We start from the raw sequence: 19,508 nt of genomic DNA, 5'->3' as shown, positions 1-19,508 counted from the left end.
TTAAGCCGATAGGGCGTTGGAGCGTTCTCCCGGGGAACCGCTCTTTGGTGCCGTGGGAGAAAGTGAAACGACCGTACGGCTTGGTTTTCGCAGCTGGACAATGAAGAAAAGCGGGGCCGACTGTTTAGCTCTGACATTAACAGTTAAAAAGCGGGGGAAGAGCAATGAATCGAATTTCTTGGGATCAATATTTTATGGCACAAAGCCATTTATTGGCGCTTCGCAGTACGTGTGAGCGACTAGCGGTAGGGGCGACCATCGTGCGCGATAAGCGGATTATTGCAGGAGGGTATAACGGATCGATCAGCGGTGGGGTCCATTGCATTGATGAAGGATGTTATGTCATAGACGGCCATTGTATCCGAACGATTCATGCAGAGATGAATGCACTATTACAATGCGCAAAATTTGGTGTGAAAACAGAGGGGGCTGAAATATACGTCACGCATTTTCCGTGTGTACATTGCTGTAAAGCCATTATTCAAGCTGGAATCAAATCTGTTTATTATGCAAATGACTACAAAAACCATCCTTATGCGATTGAATTGTTTAAGCAAGCTGGTGTACATGTAGAGCAAGTGGCGTTTTATGAAGCGGCAATTGATATGTATGCAAAGGAAAAATCAGATTTTGTCTCTCGTTTGTTAGCGCTGGCAGAAGCAAATGGGACAGAGCCGGAAACGATGGATGAATTTCAAAAAGAGGCAGAAAAGCTATTCTTTGCTTCCAAACAAAAAATATAAAAAGAAAATTCAAAAGATGATTTTGGCATATTTTCTTGAAACGGGCCTTTTTGGATGTCCAAAAGGGCTGTTTTGAAAAAGGAAGGAGGGCTCATTAAAAGCAAAAAGGACTTGCTTTTGAGCCACCCTTCCGAAAAATGAAATGTCTTTCTTTGTGAAGAGTTATGGGACAGTCCTTTTCCCTTTAGAACGATAGGGAGGTGTTCAGCATATGTGAATGATAAGAAGAGTAAAAGGATTTTGGATTTATATTGCATTTGCAGCAGTGCTGGCATTCATTTGTTTAACATGGCAGGAGCCGGTTGTGTGGCTTGCTTTTGGCACCTATCTTTTTTGGTTGTATCATTATGTTCCTCGCCCCGTATTTTATGCAAGTATAATCGCCTCGATTTTTTTGCCGGGGCATTATATCGTGACTGAAAAGAGTAATCATACTATGCTTTCTTCCTCGCAAACTTCCTTTCAAGGTTATATCTCCACTATTCCGGATCTAAATGGCCGAACACTCTCCTTTCATTTTCGCCTTCCAGACGAAACAATTATCGTTATGTACAATATTTCCACAGCTGAAGAAAAGAAAGAGCTTCAAAAATTAAGAGTGGGAGCTTCTTGTCAATTGAAAGGTACGTTAACCGAACCCGAGAAAAGGAGAAATGAAGCTGGCTTTAATTATGCCCAGTATTTACATCAACAACGAATTCACTGGGTGTTGAGTCTCTCCGACATGTCATTGGGAAGATGTGCCTCAAGTGCGGGGAAAGAATATATGTTCTCTTCTTGGAGGGAGAGCGGGCTCCGTTTTATTGAGAAAAACGTCAAACAGCCATCTCTAGGAATGATGCAGGCCCTCATTTATGGAGAGCGAAAAAATATAAGTGAAGAAACGCTGGGGTACTACCAGGAAGGCGGTGTTATTCATTTACTTGCCATATCCGGGTTACATGTTGGATTTCTATCAGGAATTTTATTTTATTTCTTGGTTCGAATAGGAGTCACAAGGGAAAATGCGACACTCTCGTTAATGATCGTCCTTCCGGTATATGGAGCTGTTGCAGGGGCATCCCCTTCTGTTATCAGAGCTGTCATGATGACCGTTCTTATCTTGCTTGTCATCCGAATTAAAACGACCATCACTTCTCATGATGCCATCAGTTTGACCTTTTTGATTATGGTTGGTGTTCAGCCGTACTATATATATCAGATTGGGTTCCAGCTTTCGTTTATGGTCAGTTTCTTCTTGATCATGTCCAGAGGGATCATTATGAAGGGCTATTCTTCCTTTTTGAAGCAATTAATAGCAGCAAGCATTGTCTCACAGTTAGGTTCTCTTCCGTTGATTTTGTACCATTTTCATCAAGTTTCCTTATTGAGTCTCCCGTTGAATCTATTGTTTATTCCTCTTTTTTCCATATTTGTTCTACCAATATGTTTACTGATGTTTCTAACTTGGATAATATGTTCCCCTCTGGGAGAAATAATGGCCTTTTTATTGAATGCCGTACTGGAAGTCAGTGGTGAAATGGTCAAGTTCGCAGTAACCGCTCCATTCACACAGCTCATTTTCGGAAAGCCACCTTTTTATCTCATGGCGGGCTTATATGCCGTGATAGTATGTCTGTTTGCGATGGTGGAAAAACAAGTGAAAACATGGATGTGGCCTGCAGCGGGTCTTCTTCTCTTATTACTATTTCAATACTTCCAATTCAACATGAATCCTCAGGGACGTGTAACTTTTATCGATGTGGGGCAAGGAGACAGCATTTTAATTGAGCTTCCTTATCGAAGAGGTGTCTACTTAATTGATACAGGGGGAAGTATGCCGTTTGCAAGAGAACCCTGGCAGGTAAAACGTAAGCCTTTTGAGGTAGGCAAGCATGTCCTTGTTCCTTTTTTACGGGCACGTGGAATTCGGCATATCGATAAATTGATTATTACGCATGGGGATTATGATCATGCTGGAGCGGCGCAAACAGTGTTAAAGAAAGTACATGTAAAAGAGTTAGTCTTAGGAAAGAAAGATGTGTTGGACGAGCTGGAAGAAAAAGCGATAAAGCAAAGCATTTCTAAAGGAGCAAAGGTCACTTTTATGGAAAAGGGAGATGGATGGAAGGAAGGGGGCTATTCTTTTTTCTTCTTATCTCCGGCCGGAAATGAAACAACTAAAAACGATCAGTCTCTCGTGTTGTTTTCCAGGATGGGAGGGTTAAACTGGCTGTTTACAGGCGATATGGAATCAAACGGAGAAGAGAAGCTCGTCTTAAATTTTCCATTATTAAAAGCCGACATAGTGAAAGTGGGACATCACGGAAGTAAAACCTCTACATCTTCTCTGTTTTTAGATCATATAAAACCGAAGGTAGCCATCATTTCAGTCGGGAAAAATAACCGGTATCAGCATCCCCATTCTTCTGTCATAAAGGAGCTGCAAAAAAGGGACATTGCTATTCTTCGAACAGACGAACACGGAGCCATTTCCTATATATTTCTCAAAAACGATGGAACGTTCCGATGGGAAATTCCATAACATGTAGTAAACATAAAAAGCTGTTGAAAAGTCATTTTCAACAGCTTCATTCCCGCAACAAGCGGGTTAAGGGATATCTTCTCCGATATCAGGACGCCACTAATTGTACGATAGTTGCAATAATAAACATTGTTGCGAAAAATCCGAATGAAACCGCGAAACCTACACCTGAATCGACTGCGTCATTTCGTGTACTTTGGACATTTTTCTCAAACTCGTTCACAGCTACCCCTCCTATTTCATACTTAAGTATAAGGTAAAAATATGAAAAAATCCATATAAAAGAAACCGTTTTCCTTTGCTGACAAGACTTGTCACAAATAGTTCAAGGCATGGTGTCCATAATAAAACAAAAGGGGCACTCACTAACAAAAAAGTATCCTAGGGCTTCTTTTGTTAGTGTTTATCATAGATTAGGGAATTGCTTCTTTAGGTGCAATTCCCTTTATTCATGTCATTCAATTCAGTCAGGCAGCTTGTAAAATGTCCCTAATCTTTGTACGATGATAAGGAGGAATACAGAAAGAATGGGAGAGGCAAACACTTGGTATTACATAGTTGGAAAAAAGTAAAACAAACTCAATTGTCATCTATTTATTTAATATATGGAACGAATACGTTTTTATTACAAGAAACACGCAAAAAAATTATTGAAGCTGCATTGAACGAGGAAGAAAGAAGCTTTAATTTGTCCACATATGATTTAGAAGAAGTTCCGGTCGACCATGCTGTTGAGGATGCAGAAACGTTACCTTTCTTTGGTGAAAAACGTGTTGTCGTACTCAATAATGCTTTATTCTTGACAGCGGAAAAGTTAAAAGGAAAAGTGGAGCACAATATCGAAAAGTTGCAGCACTATATCGAACAACCTTCTCCATTCACGGTGATGGTCATAAATGTCCCTTATTCAAAACTCGATGAACGAAAAAAAATCACAAAATTGTTGAAAAAGCATGCGGAAATCATCGAAACGAACGAACTCGGGGAACAAGAGATCCGGGCATGGATCGATAATGAATTAAAAGCTTCGTCCGTGACCATGACAGAGGAGGCGAAACAGTTATTTTTACAATTGACTGGTCTTAACTTGACGGTTGTTCTGAATGAGCTGCAAAAGCTTGTTCTGTATGTAGGAGAAGGCCAGACCATTAACGAAGAGATTGTCTCATTGTTAGTGTCGAGATCATTGGAACAAAATGTATTCTCTCTGATTGAAGCGGTGGTTCAGCAGGATTCGGTAAAGGCGCTATATTTGTATCGGGATTTGCTGCAAAATAATGAAGAACCAATTAAAATTTTATCCCTTTTGGCGATGCAGTTCCGATTGATTTATCACTCCAAGCAACTATCCAATCAAGGGTACGGTCAACAACAAATCGCCCAGTCACTAAAAATCCATCCATTTCGCGTGAAGCTAGCCTTACAGCAAAGCAAAATGTTCGGGGAAGATCAACTGAGAAGCATCATGAAAGAGTTGGCGGAAGCCGATTATGAAATGAAAATGGGGAAAATGGATAAATCCCTTATTCTAGAGTTGTTTTTCTTAAAGAATGTTAACCAAAAACGACAGTGACATAATAAAAACGACTCTCCTTGAGGAGAGTCGTTTTTATTATGCTGACAAGCCGTTAACTTTTTTAGCTAAACGAGACTTTTGACGAGCAGCAACGTTTTTGTGGATAAGACCTTTACGAGCAGCTTTGTCTAATTTTTCAGAAGCTACTGCGAAAGCAGCTTTTGCATTCTCGATATCGTTGTTTGCTACTAATGCTTCAACCTTTTTGATAGCAGTACGCATAGTAGATTTAACTTGAGCGTTTTGAGCGCGACGAGCATCGCTAGTTTTTACGCGTTTGATCGCAGATTTCATGTTTGGCATCCGTTTCACCTCCCGAAATTACTAAAATCGAGATTATGTTAAACTCGACATTTTTACAGTAAGAACACATGATATTCTATCAAACCAATAAAAAGAATGCAATACAATATCACGATGAATTTTACACAAACATAAGATGAATGAAGAGAAGTTAAATAGGTGAAAATACAAATACCTTTTCAACAGCTCACCTATTGACCGTACTTGACTATTGTACGGGTAAAGTCCCAAAATATCTACTCCGCAATAGTTAGTAAATATTTCTATGTGAGTTGGAACGGATTATAGAACAAATTAACGATATTACATACTAGGCTGGGAGGAAGGAATGTGGATAATCGTCTTGATTTAAGTCAATATAATGTTCGCACAGATTTAGCGGTAGAGGCCCATGAAATGGTTGTTCAAGAGCGAGAGAAAGCAGAGAAGGGACGCACTCAGCAGAGAGCGCAGATTGAGGGGGTTATTGTTAAGGAAAGAGATGTGCAGGGAGTTAAAGTAACCGCTGTTGAAATCACGGAGCAGGGAGCACAGGTAATTAACAAGAAAAAAGGTCAATACTTGACTTTAGAGACACCGGCAATCCGTCAGCAAGATACGGAAATGCAAAAAATAATGGAAGAAGTGCTCGCAAAAGAATTCCATCGGTTCATTAAACAGTTAGGGATTTCCAATCAAGCGAGTTGTTTAGTGGTGGGGCTTGGAAACTGGAATGTCACACCTGATGCTCTTGGGCCGATGGCTGTAGAAAACTTACTGATTACTAGACATTTATTCGAGCTGGATTCACAAAATGTTGAAGAAGGTTTCCGCTCTGTCAGTGCAATCGCACCAGGTGTAATGGGATTAACGGGAATTGAAACGAGCGACATTATTTTCGGGGTCGTTCAAAAAACAAAGCCGGACTTTATTATTGCAATTGATGCCCTGGCTGCCCGCTCAATTGAGCGTGTAAATGCCACTATCCAAATCTCAGATACGGGAATTCACCCGGGTTCGGGAGTGGGAAATAAGAGAAAAGAGCTCAGTCGTGATACATTGGGCATACCGGTAATTGCTGTAGGTATTCCAACAGTTGTAGATGCTGTTTCCATCACAAGCGATACGATCGATTTTATATTAAAGCACTTTGGGCGGGAAATGAAAGAGCAAGGAAAGCCATCTAAAGCGCTCGTTCCGTCGGGGATGACATTTGGTGAAAAGCAGACGCTAACAGATGAAGATCTGCCGGAAATGGAGCAGCGTCAAACGTATCTAGGATTGATCGGGACACTGCCGGATGAGGAAAAGAGACGACTCATTCATGAAGTGTTAGCACCTTTAGGGCATAACTTGATGGTAACACCTAAGGAAGTCGATATGTTTATTGAGTCCATGGCCAATGTAGTTGCCGGAGGCTTGAACGCTGCGCTGCATCATGAAGTGGATCAGGATAACCTGGGCGCTTATACCCATTAAAAGCATAAGCGCGTATTCACAACTGTCTATCAACGAAACGAGGCTGTCCCATAAGCCTCTAATCAATGACAAAAGTTGACCTTTCAGGAGGATGGCTCAAAAGGTATGTCTTTTTATACCTTTTGAGCCATCCTCTTTCTTTTATTTTACGTTAAGAAAGCATGAACTGGCAGTGCAGCCGAAGGATCGCAATCGTCAAGTTTTCTTTAAAAGTCTATCCGTGTGGGGGAATGTCCCGTTCTATACAGGGGGCTTGTACATATATATATAACGAGAAGCTTGGAAAGGGTGAGAACATGAAGTTCGGGCGACCAGGGGAACTAATTGTTTCAGTGAACGGAGCCATCATACGCAAATTAATCATTGTGTTCGTATTAGGATTAGTCATGTTGTTTGTAATGGTCGGAATGCTAACATCATTAAAACCTCAATATCGAATTTCCTCTACCTCTTTAGGCGAAGTAACAGATGAATTGTCCATTTCCTCTTTTGTTCATTTATTTTCATATGAAAATCATTACTTTAAGCAGGCGCTCTCATCGGATATTCCTTCGCCTGGATATTTTAGTGAGTTGTTTCAATTTGCAACACGCGTCAATCTAGATGATCCGAGAAGTTTGCTTGGAAATGAACTTCCCGGTTTTTATCATTTTGACAGCGAAATCATTGTTGCTGAAGAGGGAACTGACTATACAACCATTCCATACGAGTCTTCGCCGCCGCTAGAAGTATTGATGGCAGAACGGGAAGCGAGTATTCAAAATTTATCTGAAGTGGACAAGCCCCGGGGAGAAAATGATCCTGTCCAACCCCGGGCCTCATCAACAGACGGCAAAAATGTTGTATTTATTTACCATACACACAGTACCGAGTCGTATTTGCCTCATTTAAAGGGGGTAACCGACCCGAATGCAGCCTTTCATTCAAAGGTAAATATTACAATGGTCGGACAAAAATTGGGAGAAGAACTTAGAAAAAGAGGTATTGGAACACAGGTTAGTATAGAGGATATGAATAAAAGGTTAAAGCAAAAGGGATGGAGCTATTCAAAATCTTATGCTGCTTCGCGTGAAGTGGTTCAATCGGCACTGGCTTCCAATCGTGATTTACAGTTCTTATTTGACCTCCACCGGGATTCAAATCGCAGAGAGGCTACAACGGTGACGATAAACGGAAAAGACTACGCAAAACTTGCTTTTATCATAGGAGGAGAGAATGCGAATTACGAAAGAAACGAGAAACTGGCCAAAGATCTCTATAAAATGATCAACAAAAAGTATCCGCGTTTAAGTAGAGGGGTTTTTACGAAAAGAGGAAAAGGGACGAACGGTAAGTTTAACCAAGATTTATCCCAGAATGCTATTTTGATGGAAATTGGAGGGGTCGACAATTCATTCCAGGAATTGAACCGGACAGCTGAAGCGGTAGCAGATGTATTCAGCGATTATTATTGGCAAGCGGAAAAAGCGAATGGAGCGGTTGAATCGAAACAATAAAGTGAAACTTCCGGCGGGCAGAACGATATGCAGTTAACATGTATTCCTTTATTCAGCGGGTGTTAGTTGAACCAATGGGCAGTAATTCCTTCACTTAATGTAAGGAGAATGAGGGGATTACTGCCCATTAGAGTGGAATAAATGCATGAGAAGGTAATGTTTTCAGCAAAAAACGTCCATAATGATTAATAGGAAACGTCCCATTGAAGGAGAAAAAGATGATTAAGTTTATGATGAAGAGTTTCATGCTGACGACAATACTGTTATTTGGAGTTTTGCTTGGGATGCAGCTGGCCAATAATGGAATGATTAAAATGAAGGGCTACGAAGATCCTGAATTTTTAAGTGCTTTCACCGTTTCACAAACAAAAGAAGGAGAGATTAAGGCTTCAGTGTTGGGTTCTAAAGTGAGAACACTTGATTTGCAGCAAAAGCAAGAACAATTGGAAGAACGTAAAGCCTTTAACTTCTTTTCCTCATTTGGAAAAAAGTTTGCGGATGCCGTTCATTCTGCCATTAACAAGGTAGTTGGCCAATAGAGATAACGAATGGACATTTGCCCTTACAAGATGGATGAAGCGGAACATAAGGGCAAATGTCTTTTTGCTGGCTAATGAGAACGTATAACGAACATTTTCTTAACTGTGTCAGAAACGAAGGCCTTTACCTAAAAGACTGTATAATGGACAAGTTTTTCTAATGACATTGACTGTGTCGTAATGATATAATCTATCCTAGTGTACATGTTTGTCGAGTTTTAGTAGGAGTGGAATACGTGATGAATAAAGAATCAAGATTAGAGAGACGATCTAAAATTCGTAACTTCTCCATCATCGCCCATATTGACCATGGGAAGTCTACATTAGCTGATCGTATTTTAGAGAAGACCAATGCACTTACTCAACGCGAAATGAAGGATCAGCTATTGGATTCCATGGACCTGGAAAGAGAACGGGGAATTACCATTAAGTTAAATGCTGTTCAGCTTAATTATAAAGCAAAAGATGGAAATGATTATATCCTTCATTTGATTGATACACCGGGCCATGTCGACTTTACGTACGAAGTGTCGCGAAGTTTGGCTGCCTGTGAGGGAGCTATCCTTGTGGTCGATGCGGCGCAAGGAATTGAAGCGCAAACGCTGGCGAACGTTTACTTAGCGCTCGACAACGATTTGGAAATCTTGCCTGTTATTAATAAGATTGATTTACCGAGTGCCGACCCGGAACGTGTTCGTCAAGAAATTGAAGATGTAATTGGCCTTGACGCATCAGAAGCAGTGCTTGCTTCTGCCAAAGCGGGTATTGGCATTGAAGAGATTTTGGAACAAATCGTAGAAAAAGTGCCAGCACCGACCGGAGATCCGGAAGGCCCTTTAAAAGCATTGATTTTCGACTCTTTATATGATGCTTACCGCGGGGTTGTTGCCTATATTCGTGTTGTAGAAGGTACGGTTAAAGTAGGCGATAAAATTAAAATGATGGCAACGGGTAAAGAGTTCGAAGTAACAGAGGTTGGTGTTTTCACGCCAAAGGCGACATTAAAAGACGAATTGACCGTTGGGGACGTAGGGTTTTTAACGGCAGCCATTAAAAATGTTGGCGACACCCGTGTAGGTGATACGATTACGCACGCAAAAAATGGGGCTGCTGAACCGCTTCCCGGTTATCGTAAATTGAATCCGATGGTGTTCTGTGGTTTATATCCAATCGATACAGCACGATACAACGATTTACGTGAAGCACTTGAGAAACTGCAGTTAAATGACTCGGCACTTCAATTCGAGCCGGAAACATCACAGGCATTAGGCTTTGGTTTCCGCTGTGGTTTCTTAGGGTTATTACACATGGAAATCATTCAAGAACGCATTGAGCGTGAATTTAAAATCGATTTAATCACGACGGCTCCAAGTGTTATTTATGATGTGTTTTTAACAGATGGTGAAAAAGTGGCGGTTGATAACCCGTCGAATATGCCTGATCCTCAAAAGATTGATCGTATTGAAGAGCCGTATGTAAAAGCAACGATCATGGTTCCAAATGATTATGTTGGTGCCGTCATGGAGCTTTGCCAGAAAAAACGCGGAATTTTCATTACGATGGAATATTTGGATGAAAACCGTGTGAGCATTATCTATGAAATTCCTTTATCTGAAATTGTATATGATTTCTTCGACCAATTAAAATCGAGCACAAAAGGATATGCTTCTTTTGATTATGAATTAATCGGTTATAAACCATCTAAATTAGTGAAGATGGATATCTTATTAAACGCGGAAAAAGTAGACGCCCTTTCTTTCATTGTCCACCGTGATTCCGCTTATGAGCGCGGTAAAGTGATTGTAGAAAAATTAAAAGAGCTAATCCCCCGCCAACAGTTTGAAGTGCCGATTCAAGCGGCGATCGGACAAAAAATCGTGGCGCGTTCGACAATCAAAGCGATGCGTAAAAATGTATTGGCAAAATGTTACGGCGGTGACATTTCCCGTAAACGTAAACTTCTTGAAAAGCAAAAAGAAGGTAAAAAGCGCATGAAACAAGTAGGATCTGTTGAAGTGCCGCAAGAGGCATTCATGGCTGTTCTGAAAATGGATGACGATAACAGCAAGAAATAATAACGGGACCGGATGGCACGACATTTTCCTTATGTTGTGCCATCCGGTCTCCTGTAAGGAGCCGTCATGAGGAAATCCGGTAAACCGGGGATTTCAATGACGGTTCCTTGTGGTTAAAAAGCTTTTATCCCGCTCTAACAGGTGATAGGATCCCGGTTTTTCCCGAGAAGGAATAACCACCCCTAAGAGCCTGGTAAAATCAACTAACCATTAGGAGAAAAAGCATCTCTTGATGGAAGTTTCACTTTGTTATGCGTTATTATGCAATTTAAACGGATAGGATCATTTTTTATTTTAACGATTGCCGCAGAGCCAAATCTGCGGCCTTTTTGTAAAAAAGAAAAGGGTGTGAGATAAATGGTACAAGCTGCATATTTACACATTCCATTTTGTCATCATATTTGCCATTATTGTGATTTTAACAAGGTCTTTTTTGAAAATCAGCCTGTCGATCAGTATTTGGATGCAATGGAACAAGAGATGAAATATACGGTTGAAAAACATGGTGAAAGCAGATTGAAAAGCATCTTTGTCGGTGGAGGTACGCCGACTGCTCTCACGGTCCCTCAGTTGGAAAAGTTTCTTCAAATCATTCAGCGCCATCTTTCAGTGGAAGAAGGCGGCGAGTTTACATTCGAAGCGAATCCTAATGAATTGACAGAGGAGAAACTTCAATTATTGAAGGATTACAGTGTTAACCGTTTAAGTATCGGGGTACAAACTTTTAATGATGAGATTTTGAAAAAAATCGGACGTGTTCATACAAAAAGGGAAGCAATTAAAACGATTGAGAGGGCAAGAAAAGTTGGTTTTAATAACCTTAGCCTAGATTTAATGTATAGTTTACCGGGGCAAACGATCGGAGATTTTGTCCAAACGTTAAAAGAAGCATTTGAATTGAATGTTGATCATATGTCAGCCTATTCGTTAATTATTGAACCGAAGACGGTTTTTTATAATTTAATGCGTAAAGGAAAATTGCAGGTTCCGGCCCAAGAAGAAGAAGCAAAAATGTATGATTTGTTGATGGATGAGATGGAACGACACGGATTTCATCAATATGAAATCAGTAATTTCACTAAGCCCGGTTTTGCGAGCCGTCATAACTTAACGTATTGGAATAACGAAGAGTATTATGGAATCGGAGCGGGTGCCCATAGCTACACAAAGGGGATCAGAAGGGCTAACATAGGTCCCATTAATAAATATATAGAGGCTGTAAGAAAAAATGGATCTGCTTACTTGGAAGAGCATGAAGTCTGTAAAGCAGAAATGATGGAAGAGGAAGTCTTTTTGGGTCTCCGCAAAACAGCGGGAGTATCCAAAAAGATCTTTGAACGAAAGTATGGTGTACCGTTCAATGAGGTGTTTGGACAACAGGCACAGGAGCAAATGAAAAAAGGGTTGCTTGCCGAGGATAAAGAGAATATCTACTTAACAAGACAAGGAAGATTTCTCGGAAACGAAGTGTTCCAAGCTTTTATAGGTGTAATCTAATCGTTGACATTACCAAAGTGATTTGGTAACTTATTAATAGATTTAGCACTCGATGCACATGAGTGCTAACAGAGGTGATGGCATGTGCTTACAGATCGACAATTGTTAATTTTACAAGTGGTGATTGATGATTTCATTCGGTCTGCGCAACCTGTCGGCTCAAGAACCTTATCAAAAAGAGAAGAGATTAATTTCAGTTCTGCTACGATTCGTAATGAAATGGCAGATTTGGAAGAATTGGGGTTTATTGAAAAGACACATAGTTCCTCAGGGCGAATTCCATCAGAAAAAGGATATCGTTATTATGTTGATCATTTATTATCACCGCAAATGCTAACAGCGTCTGATATGACAAAGGTTAAATCAGTATTCGCTGAACGCATTGTAGAATTGGAAGCCGTTGTTCAAAAGTCTGCACAAATTTTATCTGAGATGACGAATTTGACATCCATTGTATTAGGGCCGCATGTGGTAAATCATAAGTTGAAGCAAATTCAAATGATTCCTTTATCAAGTGAGACCGCCGTGGCGATTATTGTGACAGACACAGGCCATGTAGAAAGCAAAACATTAACATTGCCTGATTCTATAAATCCATCTGACATTGAAAAGATGGTTAATATTTTAAATGAACGTTTGACCGGAGTTCCGATTATTGAGTTGCATGATAAAATGTACAAAGAAGTAGCGATGTTGTTAAAAACACATATCCAAAATTATGAGCAGCTTTTTGTGACGATGCAAAACGCACTGCGTTTAAAAATAGGTGAAAAAGCGTTTATCGGTGGTAAGACAAACATGTTAAGCCATCCGGAATTTCATGATGTAGGAAAAGTGCAGTCACTATTAAGGATGATGGAGCAAGAACAACAATTGTATCAGCTCCTTCGGGGAAACAAGGCGGGCATCGATGTGAAAATTGGCCGCGAAAACCAAGTAAGCGAAATGGAAAATTGCAGTTTAATTACAGCAAGCTATTCCATTGGAGACGAACAGCTTGGAACAGTGGCGATTTTAGGACCGATCCGAATGCCTTATTCTCGTGTCATTAGCTTATTGAAACTTATTTCATCCAATTTATCAAATGCCTTAACAAAGCTGTATCAAAATAAGTAGGTCAGGTTATATTGGTTAACGGATGGATGCAGCTTCTGCTCCATCCGAATGATTCACAATCCTCTTATTCAATGAAAAATGTTACGTATTATTAAAGGGAGGTGAATTCGTTGACAAACGAAAAGCAAACAATAGAAGAAACGGTAACAGAAGAACAAATGGAAGAAACGGAAGCAGGGCATGCAGGAGAACAATCAGTTGAAAACGAACAGGTTGAAGAAACTGCAGAAGTAAATCCTTTAGAAAAAGAGCTTAACGAATTAAAGGCGAAGCTTGAAGAGGAAGAAAACCGCTACTTGCGTCTCCAAGCGGATTTTGATAACTTCCGCCGTCGTACTCGTTTAGATGCTGAGGCTGCACAAAAATATCGTGCACAAAGCTTAGTGACGGATATATTACCGGCTCTTGATAACTTTGAAAGAGCGTTAAAAGTAGATACAGAAGATGAACAATTAAAAGCTGTACTGCAAGGTATGGAAATGGTATATCGTCAGCTTCTTGAAGCGTTGCAAAAAGAAGGTGTGGAAGTCATTGAAGCGGTCGGACAGCCGTTTGATCCATATCAACATCAAGCTGTCATGCAAGTGGAAGATAGCTCATTTGAACCAAATACAGTAGTGGAAGAATTCCAAAAAGGGTATAAATTAAAAGACAAAATCATTCGTCCATCTATGGTAAAAGTAAATCAATAATGTTACATAATGAAGCTAGGAGGTAAGGGTCAATGAGTAAAATCATTGGTATCGACTTAGGAACAACAAACTCTTGTGTCGCTGTGTTAGAAGGCGGCGAGCCAAAAGTAATTCCAAATCCAGAAGGAAACCGTACAACTCCATCAGTTGTTGCATTTAAGAACGGCGAACGCCAAGTAGGGGAAGTGGCAAAACGCCAGGCCATCACAAACCCTAATACCATTATTTCTATTAAACGCCATATGGGTACAGACTATAAGGTGGAAATCGAGGGTAAACAATATACTCCTCAAGAAATTTCCGCCATCATTTTACAACATCTAAAAGCATATGCAGAGGATTATTTAGGCGAGCCTGTAACAAAGGCGGTTATTACAGTTCCAGCTTACTTTAACGATGCAGAGCGTCAAGCAACGAAAGATGCTGGTAAAATTGCCGGTTTAGAAGTGGAGCGTATTATCAACGAACCGACTGCTGCAGCATTGGCTTACGGTTTGGATAAAATGGAAGAAGACCAAACGATTTTAGTATACGACCTTGGCGGCGGTACGTTTGACGTATCAATCCTTGAGCTGGGAGACGGCGTATTTGAAGTGCGTGCGACTGCCGGTGATAACCGTCTTGGCGGTGATGACTTTGACCAAGTCATTATTGATTATTTAGTGGCAGAGTTTAAAAAAGAAAATGGCATTGATTTGTCACAAGATAAAATGGCGCTTCAACGCTTGAAAGATGCGGCGGAAAAAGCGAAAAAAGATTTATCAGGTGTAACTTCCACACAAATTTCGCTGCCGTTTATCACAGCTGGTGCAGCTGGTCCTCTTCACTTGGAAGTAACGTTATCTCGTGCGAAATTTGAAGAGTTATCAGCTCACTTAGTGGAACGTACAATGGGCCCTGTGCGTCAAGCGCTGCAAGATGCCGGCCTTTCAGCAAACGAAATTGACAAAATCATTTTAGTCGGTGGTTCAACACGTATTCCTGCTGTGCAAGAAGCAATCAAAAAAGCAACAGGAAAAGAGCCTCATAAAGGTGTTAACCCTGATGAAGTAGTAGCTCTAGGTGCAGCAGTCCAAGGCGGTGTGTTAACAGGAGATGTTAAGGACGTTGTATTACTTGACGTAACTCCGCTTTCATTAGGGATTGAAACAATGGGCGGCGTGTTCACAAAATTAATCGACCGCAACACAACAATTCCGACCAGCAAATCTCAAGTATTTTCTACAGCTGCAGATAACCAAACAGCAGTAGACATCCATGTGTTGCAAGGTGAGCGCCCAATGGCAGCCGACAACAAAACATTAGGACGTTTCCAATTAACAGATATTCCGCCGGCACCGCGCGGCATTCCACAAATCGAAGTAACATTCGACATCGATAAAAACGGTATCGTAAATGTTCGTGCAAAAGATTTAGGTACAAATAAAGAACAAGCAATCACAATCCAATCTTCATCGGGCCTTTCTGAGGAAGAAATCCAACGCATGGTAAAAGAAGCGGAAGAAAATGCTGATGCAGATAAACAACGTAAAGAAGAAGTAGAATTGCGCAACGAAGCGGATCAACTTGTCTTTACAACAGAAAAAACAATGAAGGACCTTGAAGGCAAAGTGGACGAAGCGGAAGTGCAAAAAGCAAACGAAGCGAAAGACGCATTAAAAGCGGCTATCGAGAAAAATGATCTTAATGAAATTCGTGCGAAAAAAGACGAACTTCAACAAATTGTTCAACAATTAACAATGAAACTGTATGAGCAAGCTCAACAGGCAGCTCAAGCAGCGCAAGACGGCCAACCTGAAGGCCAAGGCAAAAAAGACGACAACGTCGTAGACGCTGAATTCGAAGAAGTAGATGATAAATAAGAAAAGCGAAGCGAGCTCGTACACAACCATAGGGCGTTGGAGCTTCTGACAGAGAAACCGCTTTTGGGTTTCGTCGGAAGGGGCGAAATGACCGTAGGGTGTAGCTCGCGCAGCTGGACAATAAGAAAAGCGAAGCGAGCTCGTACACACCCATAGGGCGTTGGAGCTTCTGACAGAGAAACCGTTTTTGGGTTTCGTCGGAAGGGGCGAAATGACCGTAGGGTGTAGCTCGCGCAGCTGGACAATAAGAATGTGTAGAACTCAAAAAAGTCAAAGTCAGGCTTGCCTTGACTTTGACTTTTTTTGAGTCAAAGGAGTCTTTTGCAACGGTGTTCATTCAGAAATGGACCCTTGATGCTGCTAAAGTCTTTTAATCAAATGAATCGTCATGGTAACTCTTGGATTTTAGAGTATTCTTCGTGACGATTCATTTGAGGTGTACGGAACCATATGGTTCCGTACACCTCCGTTCTAAACTTTCAGGTTGCGACTAAAAGATCGTTAATGATACAATTACCTTTATGTGAAAGGAAGCGGGAGTGAAGATTCATGAGTAAGCGAGATTACTATGAGATTCTCGGGGTAAGTAAGAGTGCTACAAAAGATGAGATAAAGAAAGCTTATCGAAAGTTGTCGAAAAAATATCATCCTGATATTAATAAAGAGGCAGATGCAGCCGAAAAATTTAAAGAGATTAAAGAAGCATATGAAGTATTAAGTGACGATCAAAAGAAAGCTCACTACGACCAATTTGGTCACACAGATCCCAATCAAGGGTTTGGCGGCTTCGGAGGCGGAGCGGATTTTGGAGGCGGCTTCGGTTTTGAAGACATTTTCAGCTCTATTTTCGGCGGTGGCAGACGACGTGATCCAAATGCCCCTCGTCAAGGAGCCGATTTACAATATACCATGACCTTGTCGTTCGAAGATGCTGTGTTTGGGAAAGAAACAACGATTGAAATACCGCGTGAAGAAACATGTGATACATGTCATGGATCAGGGGCCAAACCAGGTTCGAAGGTAGATACATGTTCGCACTGTCACGGCACAGGGCAAATGAGCATTGAACAAAATACACCGTTTGGCCGTATTGTTAACCGTCGTACGTGTCAATATTGTAACGGTAAAGGGAAAATAATTCGTGAAAAGTGCGGTACATGTCATGGAACAGGCCGCATTAACAAGAATAAAAAAATCAACGTCAAAATCCCTGCCGGCGTTGATGATGGTCAACAATTACGCGTAGCAGGTCAAGGTGAACCCGGATTTAACGGAGGACCTCCAGGGGACTTATATGTAGTATTCCATGTCCGTTCACATGAGTTTTTCGAGAGAGACGGGGACGATGTTTATTGTGAAATGCCTTTAACATTTGCTCAAGCGGCGCTTGGAGATGAAATTGAGGTACCTACATTGCATGGCAAGGTAAAACTGAAAATTCCTGCCGGTACACAGACCGGAACGAAATTCCGCTTAAAAGGAAAAGGAATTCCGAATGTAAGAGGATACGGACAAGGTGACCAACACGTCATTATACGCGTTATTACTCCAACAAAGCTATCTGAAAAACAAAAACAGCTGCTGCGGGAATTTGCAGACTTAAGCGGTCAAGAAGTGGTAGATGAGCAGCATGATTCTTTCTTTGCAAAAGTAAAAAGAGCATTTAAAGGTGAATAAGAGGGTGTGAAGCTTCCCATTTTTTATAGGGAGGCTTCACACCCTCATCAAATGAACGTTGCTTGAAGATTGAAAAAGCCTGGATAAAGCGGAAGGTTTATTCGATGGAAAAGAGCATGAACAAGTGATTTTGGTCGTAGCCCGAATGAAACATCCATTATCGGAAAAAATGGAAAGTAATATTTAACGCAAAAGGATTGGAGTTGGTAGATATGAAGTGGTCTGAAATCTGTATTCATACAACAAGTGAAGCAATTGAGCCTATTTCAAACATTTTACATGAGGCAGGTGCCAGCGGAGTTGTGATAGAAGATCCGGACGGTTTATTGCAAGAAAGGGATACTACTTTCGGAGAGATCTACCAACTCAATTCAAATGATTATCCTGAAGAAGGTGTTTATATCAAAGCATATTTACCGGTAAACAGCTTTTTAGGAGAAACGGTAGAAGGAATCAAGGAAGCAATCAACAATCTCCTTGTGTATGATTTTGATCTTGGGGCCAATAAAGTTACTATTAGTGAAGTAAATGAAGAAGAATGGGCAACTGCGTGGAAAAAGTATTACAATCCGGTTAAAATCTCTGAACGCTTTACGATTGTTCCAACTTGGGAGACGTACGAACCCGTTAATACAGATGAATTAATCATTGAATTAGACCCGGGCATGGCGTTTGGGACGGGAACACATCCTACAACGGTTATGTCACTACAAGCATTGGAGCGTAATGTAAAAGAAGGCGATACGGTTATTGATGTGGGGACAGGCTCAGGGGTGTTAAGCATCGGAGCAGCTATGCTGGGGGCAAAGGAAGTAAAGGCATTAGATTTGGATGAGGTTGCAGTTAACTCGGCACGTTTAAATGTTAAGCTAAATAAAGTGCAGAACGTTGTCAGTGTGTCCCAAAATAACTTGCTTAATAACGTTGAAGGTCCTGTTGATGTTATTGTAGCTAACATCTTGGCTGAAATTATCGTGCGTTTTACAAATGATGCAGCACGTGTGTTAAAGCCAGGAGGAATTTTCATTACGTCCGGTATCATTAGCGCTAAGAAAGACGAAGTAAAGAATGCATTAGTAAAAGAAGGATTTATCATTAAAGAAGTAACGGTCATGGAAGACTGGGTCGCCATTACTGCGCAAAAAAACGAGTAAGAGTAAAGCAACCATCTTTTTGAAGAGGGTGTAAAGGTATGCAGCGATATTTTGTGAAAAATGAGCAATTGAATGATAACAAGGTTACCATTGACAGCGAGGATGCGCGGCACATAACGCGTGTCATGAGAATGTCAGAGGGTGATAAGGTGATTTGCTGCAATGAAAAGGGTCAATCAGCGTTATGTGAAATAGAAGATATTTCCGGTGACGAAGTGAATTTACGTGTTGTAGAATGGTTAGATGAGGCAAAGGAATTGCCTGTTGCAGTTACCATTGCGAACGGACTGCCTAAAGGGGATAAGCTGGAACTTGTGATTCAAAAAGGAACTGAACTGGGTGCGTCCGCGTTTATCCCTTTTATGGCCGCCCGTTCAATCGTGAAATGGGATAGCAAAAAAGGAGCAAAAAAAGTCGAGCGCTGGAGCAAAATTGCAAAGGAAGCGGCGGAACAAGCACACCGTACAAAAGTGCCGGAAGTGCTGGAACCCGCTTCTTTGCGTGAACTGGTTCAAAAAAGCGAAGCATACGACTATAAGATAGTTGCATATGAAGAAGAGGCGAAATTAGGAGAAAAATCTAATTTAGCTTCGGTTTTGTCGAATATAAAGCAGGATCAGTCCCTTCTTGTTGTTATCGGGCCAGAAGGAGGATTGTCGGATAACGAAGTACAGTCGTTTAAAGAGAACGGCTTTGTGATATGTGGGTTCGGACCACGAATTTTACGGACAGAAACTGCACCGCTGTATGTTCTCGCGGCAGTTTCGTATCATACTGAATTAATGAGGTGAAATAG

General features: G+C 41.0%; 16 protein-coding genes. 14 read left to right on the top strand and 2 right to left on the bottom strand.

Annotated features, from left to right (window positions below; translation table 11 throughout):
* The first annotated feature begins 164 nt into the window (after positions 1 to 164).
* Both ACFOU2_RS05465 and ACFOU2_RS05460 read left to right on the top strand, forming a co-directional pair.
* Positions 165 to 743 carry a ComE operon protein 2 gene (locus ACFOU2_RS05465; RefSeq protein ID WP_377912954.1) on the top strand — a complete coding sequence of 193 codons (579 nt, stop codon included), beginning with the start codon at positions 165 to 167 and terminating at the stop codon, positions 741 to 743.
* A 217-nt stretch (positions 744 to 960) separates the two neighbouring features.
* Positions 961 to 3,267 (top strand): DNA internalization-related competence protein ComEC/Rec2, encoded by a 2,307-nt coding sequence (locus ACFOU2_RS05460; RefSeq protein ID WP_377912952.1) that lies wholly within the window; start codon positions 961 to 963, stop codon positions 3,265 to 3,267.
* Between the two features lie 88 nt (positions 3,268 to 3,355).
* Here ACFOU2_RS05460 and ACFOU2_RS05455 read toward each other — a convergent pair whose 3' ends face one another.
* Positions 3,356 to 3,490, bottom strand: a complete 135-nt coding sequence (locus ACFOU2_RS05455) for a YqzM family protein (RefSeq protein WP_377912950.1) — start codon at positions 3,488 to 3,490, stop codon at positions 3,356 to 3,358.
* Positions 3,491 to 3,811: 321 nt separating this feature from the next.
* On the opposite strand from ACFOU2_RS05455, the gene holA reads away from it, so the two are divergent.
* Complete coding sequence (gene holA, locus ACFOU2_RS05450; RefSeq protein ID WP_377912948.1) at positions 3,812 to 4,840, top strand: DNA polymerase III subunit delta; 1,029 nt, start codon at positions 3,812 to 3,814, stop codon at positions 4,838 to 4,840.
* A 39-nt stretch (positions 4,841 to 4,879) separates the two neighbouring features.
* On the opposite strand, the gene rpsT is transcribed toward holA, so the two are convergent.
* Positions 4,880 to 5,146 (bottom strand): 30S ribosomal protein S20, encoded by a 267-nt coding sequence (rpsT, locus tag ACFOU2_RS05445; protein WP_377912946.1) that lies wholly within the window; start codon positions 5,144 to 5,146, stop codon positions 4,880 to 4,882.
* Between the two features lie 330 nt (positions 5,147 to 5,476).
* On the opposite strand from rpsT, the gene gpr reads away from it, so the two are divergent.
* The 11 genes from gpr (at position 5,477) to ACFOU2_RS05390 (ending at position 19,503) form a co-directional block, all read left to right on the top strand.
* Complete coding sequence (gene gpr, locus ACFOU2_RS05440) at positions 5,477 to 6,604, top strand: GPR endopeptidase (protein WP_377912944.1); 1,128 nt, start codon at positions 5,477 to 5,479, stop codon at positions 6,602 to 6,604.
* Positions 6,605 to 6,900: 296 nt separating this feature from the next.
* Positions 6,901 to 8,100: a stage II sporulation protein P gene (gene spoIIP / locus ACFOU2_RS05435; RefSeq protein WP_377912942.1), complete on the top strand. Its 1,200-nt coding sequence runs from the start codon at positions 6,901 to 6,903 to the stop codon at positions 8,098 to 8,100.
* Positions 8,101 to 8,318: 218 nt separating this feature from the next.
* On the top strand, positions 8,319 to 8,639 hold the full coding sequence (locus tag ACFOU2_RS05430; RefSeq protein WP_377912940.1) for a YqxA family protein: 321 nt from the start codon (positions 8,319 to 8,321) through the stop codon (positions 8,637 to 8,639).
* Between the two features lie 236 nt (positions 8,640 to 8,875).
* Complete coding sequence (lepA, locus tag ACFOU2_RS05425; protein WP_377912938.1) at positions 8,876 to 10,714, top strand: translation elongation factor 4; 1,839 nt, start codon at positions 8,876 to 8,878, stop codon at positions 10,712 to 10,714.
* A 357-nt stretch (positions 10,715 to 11,071) separates the two neighbouring features.
* Positions 11,072 to 12,211 (top strand): radical SAM family heme chaperone HemW, encoded by a 1,140-nt coding sequence (hemW, locus tag ACFOU2_RS05420; RefSeq protein ID WP_377912936.1) that lies wholly within the window; start codon positions 11,072 to 11,074, stop codon positions 12,209 to 12,211.
* A gap of 84 nt (positions 12,212 to 12,295) precedes the next feature.
* Positions 12,296 to 13,327 carry a heat-inducible transcriptional repressor HrcA gene (hrcA, locus tag ACFOU2_RS05415; RefSeq protein ID WP_377912934.1) on the top strand — a complete coding sequence of 344 codons (1,032 nt, stop codon included), beginning with the start codon at positions 12,296 to 12,298 and terminating at the stop codon, positions 13,325 to 13,327.
* Between the two features lie 110 nt (positions 13,328 to 13,437).
* A complete protein-coding gene (gene grpE, locus ACFOU2_RS05410; RefSeq protein ID WP_377912932.1) occupies positions 13,438 to 14,019 on the top strand; it encodes a nucleotide exchange factor GrpE in 582 nt (193 codons plus the stop codon).
* Positions 14,020 to 14,051: 32 nt separating this feature from the next.
* Positions 14,052 to 15,881: a molecular chaperone DnaK gene (gene dnaK, locus ACFOU2_RS05405; RefSeq protein ID WP_377912930.1), complete on the top strand. Its 1,830-nt coding sequence runs from the start codon at positions 14,052 to 14,054 to the stop codon at positions 15,879 to 15,881.
* Between the two features lie 549 nt (positions 15,882 to 16,430).
* Entirely contained in the window at positions 16,431 to 17,558 is a 1,128-nt protein-coding gene (dnaJ, locus tag ACFOU2_RS05400; protein ID WP_377912928.1) for a molecular chaperone DnaJ, read from the top strand.
* Between the two features lie 212 nt (positions 17,559 to 17,770).
* Positions 17,771 to 18,712 carry a 50S ribosomal protein L11 methyltransferase gene (gene prmA, locus ACFOU2_RS05395; RefSeq protein WP_377912926.1) on the top strand — a complete coding sequence of 314 codons (942 nt, stop codon included), beginning with the start codon at positions 17,771 to 17,773 and terminating at the stop codon, positions 18,710 to 18,712.
* A gap of 38 nt (positions 18,713 to 18,750) precedes the next feature.
* A complete protein-coding gene (locus ACFOU2_RS05390) occupies positions 18,751 to 19,503 on the top strand; it encodes a 16S rRNA (uracil(1498)-N(3))-methyltransferase (RefSeq protein ID WP_377912924.1) in 753 nt (250 codons plus the stop codon).
* Positions 19,504 to 19,508 lie beyond the last annotated feature (5 nt).

Origin of the sequence: Bacillus songklensis, assembly GCF_042649685.1 — a bacterium.
Lineage (GTDB): Bacteria > Bacillota > Bacilli > Bacillales > Bacillaceae_H > Bacillus_BA > Bacillus_BA songklensis.
Note: the sequence above shows the minus strand (reverse complement) of the source record. Positions and strands in the feature narration are given on the sequence as shown.